Below are 9,585 nucleotides of genomic sequence, written 5' to 3'. Positions count from 1 at the left end.
TTATTGAAAAAGAGAGTTAGAGACGTTGCTGACAACGTCTCTACTTATTTTCAGATTGACTGAAGACTATTAGCAACAGTAGAGAGAACTGCTTCAACTTTGTCTTGTCCCTCTTCCGTAGCGGAAATTAGCATTACTAAAACATTTCCTGGTACTTGACGAGACAAAATCAAACCACTAATCGGTTGAGTGTTTCCCCTCAAAGTTAAGCTACCAGCCCAAGAAATTACTACTCCATCCCCAATCGATTGAAACTCTCCAGGGATAAAACCTTCACCTTGCTCAAAAGTATCCACCGCAATTTGAGCCAAAGCAGCATCGCTTAAATTATTATCAAAAGCCCGCGATCGCACTACAACCGTATAAGCTAAATTTCCATCAGGTGATTCGATTAATGGCGAACCTGCTAGGGAAGTTACGCTAAATCCTTCGATAATACCTACTTGAAACCTTTGTGCGGGATCTAAATAAGGTTCTCCGGCTAAAGGTAACACCGGAACTAGTGTTTCTACTGCTGCTGGTTCCGGTTCTGGTTCCGGGGAAGCCACAGGTGATGGCGTTACTTCTGGTTCTGGTTCCGGGGAAGCCACAGGTGATGGCGTTACTTCTGGTTCTGGTTCCGGGGAAGCCACAGGTGATGGCGTTACTTCTGGTTCTGGTTCCGGTTCCGGGGAAGCCACAGGTGATGGTGATTCAGTAGGAGTTGCTTCTACTTCAGGTGAAGTTTCGGTCGATGGTTCTGGAGAAGCAAAAGGTGATGGTAACGCTTCCGGTGTGGCTTCGGTTTCTGGCGACACTTCCGTCGATGGCGTTACTTCGGTTTCTGGGGAAACTTCGGGAGATGGTAACTCAGTAGGAGTAGGAGATTGAGCCACAGCAGATAATTCTAGGGTTTGTTTTCCCTGGAAATTAATTAACCAAGGAGAACGACCAAAAAGAATTACTACTAATAAGGTTAAAACGGCTAAACCGATCGCTCGTCGAATGCTTTTCATAATTGATTACTAGACTAACTCTTGACCAACGACAAATAACTATCTTCCTAAAACCGTCGCATTACCAATATCGAAAACTCCAGCAATACAACCAGTCATTAAAGTAGCTAAAGTTGCGCCCCAGAGAGCTTTCCAACCAAGAGAACTAATTTCATTGCGGCGAGAAGGAGCGAGATTTGCTAAACCGCCGACAAAAATGCCATAAGAAGGAATGTGAGCAAAACCGCAGAGAACGTAACTAACAATGAGCAAAGCGCGATCGCTCAATTCTCCCACTGCGGATAAACGGGCTAAACCCAAATATGGAGGAATTGAAGTTTGCAGGACTCGCTGACCGATTAAAACCGAAGATGTCCAAATTTCTTGCCAATCTAGAGAAACTCCAGTTAAAAACGTCAAAGGCACAAATAGCACTCCAAAAATGTTATCGAGAGTGATATAGGTGAAAATATCGCCAATAAATCTACTCAGCTCATTTTCTGCATCCGAAAGCCCCGACAACCAACCAAAAAAGCTATTTAACAAAGCCACCAAACTAACGATCGCAATCAAAACCGCCGCAATTCCCACTGCGAGTTTAACTCCATCAAGAGCGCCGACAATTAAACTATCCATCGGACTCGGTTTAGTTTCGCTTTCATCCTCTGGTTCTTCGGGAACTTCACCCATTGTCTTTGGTACTTCGGTTTCGGGAACTAAAATTTTAGAAATTACGAAACAAGCGGGAATTGTCAGTACCGAAGCTGACATTAAGTGACCTGTAATTGTGGGAAAAACAGGTAGTAAAAAGCCTGCATAAAGAGCTAAAACCGTGGAAGCGATCGAACCAAAACAGCTAGTCAAAATCGCGCATAACTCAGAACGAGTCATTTCTGCCAAAAAAGGTTTCACCGCGATCGCCGATTCAATGCCCACAAATATATTAGCTGCTCCCGAAAGCGCCTCCGCACCACTAAGATTCATCGACCAACGGAATAACTTGGCAAATACCCTTACTACAGGCTGAATTAACCCCAAACGGTACAAAAGCCCAATCAAAGCCGAGAAAAAGATTACCAGAGGTAAAGCGCGAAAAGCGAAAATATAACCCAAATCCAGATCGTTAGCACCCAAGCGATCGCCTGCACTGGTAATATAAGGACTACCGATCGCTCTTGCTATCCAACGTCCTGCTAAACCTGGACTAGAAGGTCCTGCTGAAAGATCGGGTACGATAATGCTACCAAACAAAAAACGAGAACCCGCCTCAGCAGCATTAATAAAAGCATTAATTACATCATTCAAGAAGACAATAAACTGGCGCGTCAGTGGAATCAAAAACACTAACGCGCCAATTATTAATTGCAATCCTACCCCAACCGCGATTAATTTAATCGGGATAATGCGGCGATTCTCCGAACCCAACCAAGCGATAAAGCAGAGTCCAAAAATTCCGAGAAAGGAAATTACATTTAAGATCGGATTCATCTTTTTTTCCGGTTGAGAAAGAATAAGTTTACTTGGTGATTAGTTTCCTAAAATAGTCGAACTACCGAAATCGAATACCCCAGCGACACAAGCAACAGTTATCGTCGCTAAAGTCCCGATAAATAAAGCTTTTCCTCCTAATTCAATAACTTCGCGCCGTCTTTGGGGAATCAAAGCGCAAACCCCACCAATAAAGATTCCTGCTGACGCGAGATGAGCAACTCCCGCCAAAGCATAACTAACAATTAACAATGTCCTCGAACTGATATCTCCTGCTAAATAAGCGTCTGCTAAAGCCCGATAAGAAGGGATTGCCGTTTCGATTAATCGCCGTCCAACCAAAACTGAAGCCGTCCAGGATTCATCAAAGGGAACGCCAGTTAACAGTGCTAGAGGATAAAAAATGAAACCCACGAGATTGCGTAAGTTAACAACGTTAAAGAAATGTCCGATTGAGGCAGGTAAAGGATTCTCAAATCTGCGCCAACTAGCTACCGAAATAAAGGTTAGCTCGATCAGGTAGAGTAAGCCTAGAATCAAAATTACTACCGCCACAATCGATACTGCCATTTTTATACCATCTAATGCACCCGCGATCGCGGCTTCTTGGGCAGTTAATTTTTGTCGATTTCTTCTGCTTCTTTTTCCTTTCTCGCTTTCCGACCAATTTACTTGTTCTGGCTGATTCTCTATCTCTCTCCCTGTCTGGGAAATTTCTTTTTCAGGAACTAAAATTTTTGCTAACACAAAGCAAGCTGGAATCGCCAAAATTGAGGCTGCGACCAAATGTGCCAAAATTTCGGGAAACACGGGTTTAAGAAAGGTAACATAAACTGCTAAAGTTGAAGATGCTGCCGTCCCAAAACTACAAGCCAGAATCGTACAAAGTTCACTGCGAGTCATTTTTGCTAAAAATGGTTTGACAGCAATAATTGCTTCGATCCCGACAAAAATATTTACTGTTCCGCTTAAAGTTTCTGCCCCACTTAAACCACTCGTTTTGTAAAATAATTTGGCAAACAACTTGACAATTGGCTGAATTAAACCCAAGTTATACAGCAAAGCCATCAAACCTGAAAAGAAAATGACTGCGGGCAGGGCGCGAAAAGCAAAAATATAACCTAAATTCACATCAGCTCCTTGACCTGGAACCGGAACCATGTTAATACCAAAAACAAATCTCGCACCAGCATCAGCAGCCAAAAAGATATTATCGAGAAGATGATTTAAAAGCTCGAGAAGAGCGCGAGTAGGTGAAAAGTAAAAAACGAAAAAACCTAAGAGTAACTGCAAGCTAACGCCACCAAAAATCACGCGCCAAGGTAGAGAAGAAACGCTTCTATCTTCAGAAAAAAGCCAGGCGATCGCGCCGAGAGCAAAAATACCGGCAAAAGAAATCAAGTTGAGATATAAAGGGTGAGACATAAAAATTATTCTTCCTCACCAATGGTGTAGATGTCTAGTTCGAGCATCTGCAAATCAAATCCTCAAGACATACTACCGAGTTCGAGAGAGACAATAACCGAGAATATAACAGTTGGGCAAACACTGTAAAGGAGACAACAAAAAATAATTTTCATCTCTCGCGACCGTGGAAATACTAGGATCGAAGCATAAGCAGTAATACAATTCATTTATTGACAGAAAATTACCGATAAGAAGCCCGGAAAGAATTTTCGGTCGCATTCTTTTAGAAAATGGGTGTCAGAGCTTGTTTTAACGAAAACAAGCCGAAAAGATGCTGTAAATCGTAGGAAAATTTAGATGGATTTTGCTAGCCCAACCCCTCCAGAGTGGACAAAAACAGCTAGTCACGCTGTACAATTTTGCTGTCCTAACTGTCGTGCAAGTGCCGCAGAAGCCAAACAAGTATGGATCAACCGTCGCGCACCTGTAATGAGCGAAGACTATCGCCGTAAGTGGCAAGAGTTTTATGATTGTCAGTGTGGTAAAGCGTGGTGGGCTTGGAGTAGCGATCGCCCGCCTTCAGAGTTTGCTAATCGGGAAAGTCCCCCGTTTTTCGAGTAGGCGATCGAAATCTCTCAGAAAATAATTTGTGCGTGCGATCGGTACTCTCTCAAGGTAGAGTAGGGTAACGGAAAGCCGCTTGTTTTCTTTGATGGGGAATCTCTGAGCAAAGAATCTGTGGCGATGGCTGCGCCGACAGTGGCACCTAGCTTAATTGCCAAGATCCTGTCTCAGAAGAAGCAACAGATTGAAAATGCTTGCTGAGACAGTTAGCTTAGTTAGCTTAACTTGGTTGCGCCTGCAATAAAAGCAGCATTCCATCTCCAACCGTAGAAATTGCTTTGACCGTTTCTACAAGATTGAATAACTTTGATAATCCTAAATTAACTGCACCCAAAATGCCGTTTGCCAAAATATTAATTGCTAATCGAGGGGAAATTGCTCTACGAATACTGCGTAGCTGTGAAGAAATGGGCATAGCTACAGTGGCGGTTCACTCAACAATTGACCGTCACGCCCTGCACGTTCAGCTAGCAGATGAAAGCGTTTGCATCGGACATCCTCCTAGTAACAAAAGCTATCTTAATATTCCTAACATTATTGCTGCCGCTCTCACTCGTAATGCGACAGCGATTCATCCAGGTTATGGTTTTCTGGCGGAAAATGCTCGCTTTGCCGAAATTTGTGCCGATCATCAGATTTCTTTTATCGGTCCGACTGCTTCGGCAATTTTGGCGATGGGAGATAAATCAACGGCGAAAAAAACGATGCAAAAAGCCGGAGTTCCGACAGTACCGGGAAGTGAAGGACTTTTGGAGTCGGAAAAAGAGGCAAGGGCGATCGCCAAAGAAATTGGCTTTCCGGTGATGATTAAGGCTACGGCGGGCGGGGGCGGACGCGGTATGCGTTTAGTACGAGATGAAAGCGAGTTTTCTAAGCTTTTTCATGCGGCTCAAGGCGAAGCGGAGGCTGCTTTTGGTAATCCTGGGGTTTATTTGGAAAAGTTTATCGAACGTCCCCGTCATATCGAGTTTCAAATTTTAGCTGATAGCTACGGAAATGTAATCCATCTCGGAGAAAGAGATTGTTCGATTCAGCGTCGTCACCAAAAATTACTGGAAGAAGCGCCTAGCCCAGTGATGACTCGCGAACTTCGCTCAAAAATGGGCGCTGCCGCAGTCAGGGCTGCGAAGTCGATTAACTACGTTGGTGCGGGGACGGTTGAGTTTCTCGTTGATAACAGTGGCAATTTCTACTTTATGGAGATGAATACTCGCATTCAAGTGGAACATCCTGTCACTGAGATGATTACGGGATTAGATTTAATCAGCCAACAAATTCGTATTGCTCATGGAGAAAAATTACCATTAAACCAAAAACAAGTTCAACTGAAGGGACACGCGATCGAATGTCGCATTAATGCTGAAGATCCCGATCGCAATTTTCGCCCTCAACCAGGTAGAATTAGTGCTTATTTACCTCCAGGAGGTCCAGGAGTTCGCATTGATTCTCACGTCTACACTGATTACGAAATTCCCCCTTATTACGACTCGCTGATTGGTAAATTAATTGTTTGGGGACCAAATCGGGAAGCGGCGATCGCACGAATGAAACGCGCTTTACGTGAATTCGCGATTACAGGTATTCCCACGACAATTGGCTTTCATCAAAAGATTCTCGAAACTCCTGCTTTCTTGGCTGGAGAAGTTTACACCAATTTTGTCGAACAACATCTACTTAAATGATCGGGGGGACTGGGGACTGGGGACTGGGGACTGGGGACCCTTGGACTGGGGATTGGGGACCCTTGGACTGGGAATTGGGGACCCTTGGACTGGGAATTGGGGATTGGGGGACAAGGGGGACAAGGAGGATAAACTGGTCACTGGTCACTGGTCACTGGTCACTGGTCACTGGTCACTGGTCACTGGTCACTGGTCACTGTTCACTGTTCACTAAACCCAATCCCTAATCACCTCATCATCATCGTCAGTAAGCCTTGCTGTCCTACTAAAATCTCTCGCAGTAACGAACAAATACCGACCCAAATAATCGGTGTAATATCCACTCCGCCTATCGGTGGTACAATTTTCCGCGATGGGGCGAGAAACGGTTCTGTGGGAACAGCAATTACATTCAAGGGAAAGCGATTTAACTCTGCTTGGGGATACCAAGTTAAGACAATTCGGAAGATGAACAACAATGTCATCAGTGCTAAAAGAATGCTCAAACTCAAATTTGCGACTTCAATACCATTCATTTGCAATAATGTCAAGCTAAATTTGACTAAACTGAGAAAAATATCAAGTTTTGTAACTAAAACAACTTTAGTTTAACAGTTATCAGTTATCAGTTATCACGTACCCGCATTTACCAGTTATCAGTTATCACGTACCCGCATTTACCAGTTATCAGTCAACGTCTAACTATTCCTCCTTGTCTCCCAAGTCTTCCCCCTCTCCCAAGTCCCCCAATCCCCAATCCAAGGGTCCCCAATCCCCAATCCCTAATCCCCAATCCCCAATCCCCAAAAAACTTTCCCTTTTAGATGACAAAATATTAAAATTAGTAATTAACAATGTCAAAAATTAACAAAGGTTGAGAATCTATGACACCCTCATTAGCAAACTTTTTGTATAGCCTGCTAGCTGGAGCTTTAGTTGTAGTCATCCCAGCGACAGTTGCGCTGATCTTTATCAGCCAGAAAGATAGAATCCGTCGTTCTTCGTAAAATTTCGGGGAAAAATAACTAAACTTCAGTTTTCTCACAAGGGAGCGATCGCCATTCGATTTACTCTCTTTGAGAAAGCTGAAATTAAGTAAAGCTTTGACTTTGAAATCAAACTCAGCAAAAAGTTATTATAAAAAAAGTAGTCACTGTTCAGGTTCCGCTAGGGCGACCCAGAATATTTAGACTTAAAGTAGAAAATTGAGATCGAGACTCGCTAAGATAACACTGACTTAGGAGAGCAGCAATGGTAAATTTTGGGCTGAACTCAGCAAGTATTCTGGGAATATTTCTGGCGGTAGCAGGAGCAGGATTATATTTTCTGCGTACTATACGTCCAGAATTATCTAGGGATCACGATATATTTTTTGCCGCAGTAGGATTATTATGCGGTTTCATCCTTTTGTTTCAGGGATGGCGACTCGATCCAATTCTGCAATTTGGTCAGTTTTTGTTAACTGGTTCGACGATATTTTTTGCGGTGGAAACCTTGCGTTTGCGAGGACTAACTTACCAGGAAGCAAAACGGAATACACCGATGACTGATGATGTACGTCCGGTAAGTAAGGTGTACCGACAAGCGGAATTGGACGAACTAGAGCCGTACGAAGAAGATATTTATGAAAAACGTCGGCTCCGGGGAACGCAAGATCCTCGCCCAACTCGTCGTTCTAGCTACGAAACAGAAGATCCGCGTAGCGTAAGAACGCGGGGAACTTCAGAAGCACCGCCTTCGCGAAGCCGTCCCCCACGTACTTCACGCCCACGTCCGAGTAGTCCACCACCAACAGATCGCTATAGCGAACGGTATGGAGAGTGGGAAGATACATCATCAGATGGTTGGGAAAGCCCCCCCCGTCCTAGTGCAACTCGTCCTCGCCGTCCGCGTCCGGATGTGGGTTTAGATGAACCTGTTTCTCGACCCACAAGACCGACAAGACCGACAAGACCGCGCAATCCTCGTCCTTCAAGTCCTGACTATTCTTCCCCCAGAAATACAGAAAATGTGAGGGAAGATTATGCTGATTATGTGGATTACGAGCCAATCGATAGTCCAGAGGAACCAGAACCGAGAAATAGACCAGAAGACACAGACGAGCCAAATCTCGGTAGTACAGAATATTAATTCAGTAGTGAAAAGTTCAGCGCGATCGCGCAGCAAAAGCTAGTGAGCAGGATAACTCACCGATGGGGAAAGAAGATCGTCCAACATTGGGCGATCGCTTTGAGTTTGTTAGGTTTAACTACCGCTTGCGGGAATCCTAACTTACCTACAGGTTCTGGAGAACTAAATAGCCGTTATAACGATGAGCAACCGAGTTTAAGTGGCGATGGTCGCTTCTTGAGTTTCGTTTCTAATCGTAATGGAATCAGTCAAATCTTAATTTACGACCTCGAACGTCAGCGATTTGTCGAAGTAACAGGTTTAAATAAAAATGGGGCTTTGGCTCAAAGTCCCAGTTTAAGTCGTACTGGGCGTTACATTGTCTATCTGGTTAACGAAGCAGGACGACCGCAAATAGCTCTTTATGACCGAGCAATCCAGCGATCGCAAATTCTTAGCCAAAATTATCGTAGCTGGGTACGCAATCCTCAAATTAGTCCTGATGGACGTTATATCGTCTTTGAAAGCGCCCGTCGGGGTCAATGGGATATTGAGGTATTAGATCGCGGACCGAGAGTAGAGTTAGATGTGCGTGACGGTACTCCTGTCCGTAATTTTCAATGAAATGGTCAAGCAAAAACAGATTTTCTTAATTGCGGTGGTAGCAATGAGCAGTATTTTAACTAGCTGTGGAGGTTATCCTCGACTGCTAAATTTTCCCTTCGATCGCAGTGGACGCAGTTTAAATAGTCCTGCATCAGAATTATCACCGCAAATAGCTTCTGAGTATATTGTTTTTGTTAGCGATCGCAACGGTTCTCAGGATGTATATCTATATGATGCTAATCAGCGACGTTTGTTAGATTTACCCGGACTAAATTCTTTAGACGCGATCGCTTCCGATCCTTCTGTTTCTGAAGATGGTCGCTACATCGTTTTTACAGCTAGCAGTCAAGGACAAACTAACATTTACATCTACGATCGCAATCTCGAAATTAAAAGAAACTTAACAGCCAATGTTCAAGGGGAAGTCCGTAACCCAACAATTAGTGCTAATGGTGAAATTATCGCTTTTGAAGTAGCTACTGACGGTCAATGGGATATTTTAGTTTATGACCGTTCCGGAAAACCTTTAAATCTTAGGTAATCAGGGGACTGGGGATTTCAGTGAACAGTGAACAGTTATCAGTGAACAGTTATCAGTGAACAGTTATCAGTGAACAGTGAACAGTTATCAGTGAACAGTTATCAGTGAACAGTTATCAGTGAACAGTTTATCTTCCCAGCCCCCAGTCCCTAATCACCAATCTCTAATCCCTAAT

The 9,585-nt window shown here is 43.8% G+C and carries 11 protein-coding genes; 6 read left to right on the top strand and 5 right to left on the bottom strand.

Features of this window, described 5'->3' with window-relative positions:
• Nucleotides 1-50: 50 nt before the first annotated feature.
• The 3 genes from G3T18_RS03595 to G3T18_RS03585 are packed head-to-tail and all read right to left on the bottom strand — an operon-like array spanning nt 51 to nt 3,887.
• A complete protein-coding gene (locus G3T18_RS03595) occupies nt 51-995 on the bottom strand; it encodes a hypothetical protein (RefSeq protein ID WP_224409153.1) in 945 nt (314 codons plus the stop codon).
• A 39-nt stretch (nt 996-1,034) separates the two neighbouring features.
• Nucleotides 1,035-2,462, bottom strand: a complete 1,428-nt coding sequence (locus G3T18_RS03590) for a NupC/NupG family nucleoside CNT transporter (protein ID WP_224409152.1) — start codon at nt 2,460-2,462, stop codon at nt 1,035-1,037.
• Between the two features lie 39 nt (nt 2,463-2,501).
• On the bottom strand, nt 2,502-3,887 hold the full coding sequence (locus G3T18_RS03585; RefSeq protein WP_224409151.1) for a NupC/NupG family nucleoside CNT transporter: 1,386 nt from the start codon (nt 3,885-3,887) through the stop codon (nt 2,502-2,504).
• A 339-nt stretch (nt 3,888-4,226) separates the two neighbouring features.
• Here G3T18_RS03585 and G3T18_RS03580 point away from each other — a divergent pair, with 339 nt between their 5' ends.
• Nucleotides 4,227-4,490, top strand: coding sequence for a hypothetical protein (locus G3T18_RS03580; protein WP_224409150.1), 264 nt, complete (start codon nt 4,227-4,229; stop codon nt 4,488-4,490).
• A gap of 223 nt (nt 4,491-4,713) precedes the next feature.
• On the opposite strand, the gene G3T18_RS03575 is transcribed toward G3T18_RS03580, so the two are convergent.
• Entirely contained in the window at nt 4,714-4,908 is a 195-nt protein-coding gene (locus G3T18_RS03575; RefSeq protein ID WP_224409158.1) for a hypothetical protein, read from the bottom strand.
• Between G3T18_RS03575 and accC the strand changes: the two genes are divergently transcribed.
• The gene (gene accC / locus G3T18_RS03570; RefSeq protein ID WP_224409157.1) at nt 4,829-6,175 is read left to right on the top strand and encodes an acetyl-CoA carboxylase biotin carboxylase subunit; all 1,347 of its coding nucleotides are present in this window, start codon (nt 4,829-4,831) and stop codon (nt 6,173-6,175) included. The genes G3T18_RS03575 and accC overlap by 80 nt on opposite strands.
• A 227-nt stretch (nt 6,176-6,402) precedes the next feature.
• Here the strand turns inward: accC and G3T18_RS03565 are convergent, their stop codons facing one another.
• A complete protein-coding gene (locus G3T18_RS03565; protein ID WP_224409156.1) occupies nt 6,403-6,690 on the bottom strand; it encodes a YggT family protein in 288 nt (95 codons plus the stop codon).
• Between the two features lie 348 nt (nt 6,691-7,038).
• Here G3T18_RS03565 and psbX point away from each other — a divergent pair, with 348 nt between their 5' ends.
• The 4 genes from psbX to G3T18_RS03545 all read left to right on the top strand — a co-directional run bounded on the left by psbX (nt 7,039) and on the right by G3T18_RS03545 (nt 9,410).
• Nucleotides 7,039-7,161, top strand: a complete 123-nt coding sequence (gene psbX, locus G3T18_RS03560) for a photosystem II reaction center X protein (protein ID WP_224409149.1) — start codon at nt 7,039-7,041, stop codon at nt 7,159-7,161.
• Nucleotides 7,162-7,405: 244 nt separating this feature from the next.
• Nucleotides 7,406-8,284 (top strand): Ycf66 family protein, encoded by an 879-nt coding sequence (locus tag G3T18_RS03555; protein WP_224409148.1) that lies wholly within the window; start codon nt 7,406-7,408, stop codon nt 8,282-8,284.
• A gap of 42 nt (nt 8,285-8,326) precedes the next feature.
• Entirely contained in the window at nt 8,327-8,887 is a 561-nt protein-coding gene (locus G3T18_RS03550) for a TolB family protein (protein WP_224409147.1), read from the top strand.
• Nucleotide 8,888: 1 nt separating this feature from the next.
• Nucleotides 8,889-9,410 carry a TolB family protein gene (locus tag G3T18_RS03545; protein ID WP_224409146.1) on the top strand — a complete coding sequence of 174 codons (522 nt, stop codon included), beginning with the start codon at nt 8,889-8,891 and terminating at the stop codon, nt 9,408-9,410.
• Nucleotides 9,411-9,585: the final 175 nt, after the last annotated feature.

Source organism: Oscillatoria salina IIICB1, assembly GCF_020144665.1.
Taxonomy (GTDB): Bacteria; Cyanobacteriota; Cyanobacteriia; order Cyanobacteriales; family SIO1D9; genus IIICB1.
This window is presented reverse-complemented; position numbering and strand designations above follow the sequence as displayed.

Coding starts and splice junctions, on each gene's coding strand:
- G3T18_RS03595 (WP_224409153.1), bottom strand. CDS start 995: ATGAAAAGCATTCGACGAGCGATCGGTTTAGCCGTTTTAACCTTATTA.
- G3T18_RS03580 (WP_224409150.1), top strand. CDS start 4,227: ATGGATTTTGCTAGCCCAACCCCTCCAGAGTGGACAAAAACAGCTAGT.
- G3T18_RS03575 (WP_224409158.1), bottom strand. CDS start 4,908: ATGCCCATTTCTTCACAGCTACGCAGTATTCGTAGAGCAATTTCCCCT.
- G3T18_RS03555 (WP_224409148.1), top strand. CDS start 7,406: ATGGTAAATTTTGGGCTGAACTCAGCAAGTATTCTGGGAATATTTCTG.
- G3T18_RS03585 (WP_224409151.1), bottom strand. CDS start 3,887: ATGTCTCACCCTTTATATCTCAACTTGATTTCTTTTGCCGGTATTTTT.
- G3T18_RS03545 (WP_224409146.1), top strand. CDS start 8,889: ATGGTCAAGCAAAAACAGATTTTCTTAATTGCGGTGGTAGCAATGAGC.
- G3T18_RS03590 (WP_224409152.1), bottom strand. CDS start 2,462: ATGAATCCGATCTTAAATGTAATTTCCTTTCTCGGAATTTTTGGACTC.
- G3T18_RS03565 (WP_224409156.1), bottom strand. CDS start 6,690: ATGAATGGTATTGAAGTCGCAAATTTGAGTTTGAGCATTCTTTTAGCA.
- accC (WP_224409157.1), top strand. CDS start 4,829: ATGCCGTTTGCCAAAATATTAATTGCTAATCGAGGGGAAATTGCTCTA.
- psbX (WP_224409149.1), top strand. CDS start 7,039: ATGACACCCTCATTAGCAAACTTTTTGTATAGCCTGCTAGCTGGAGCT.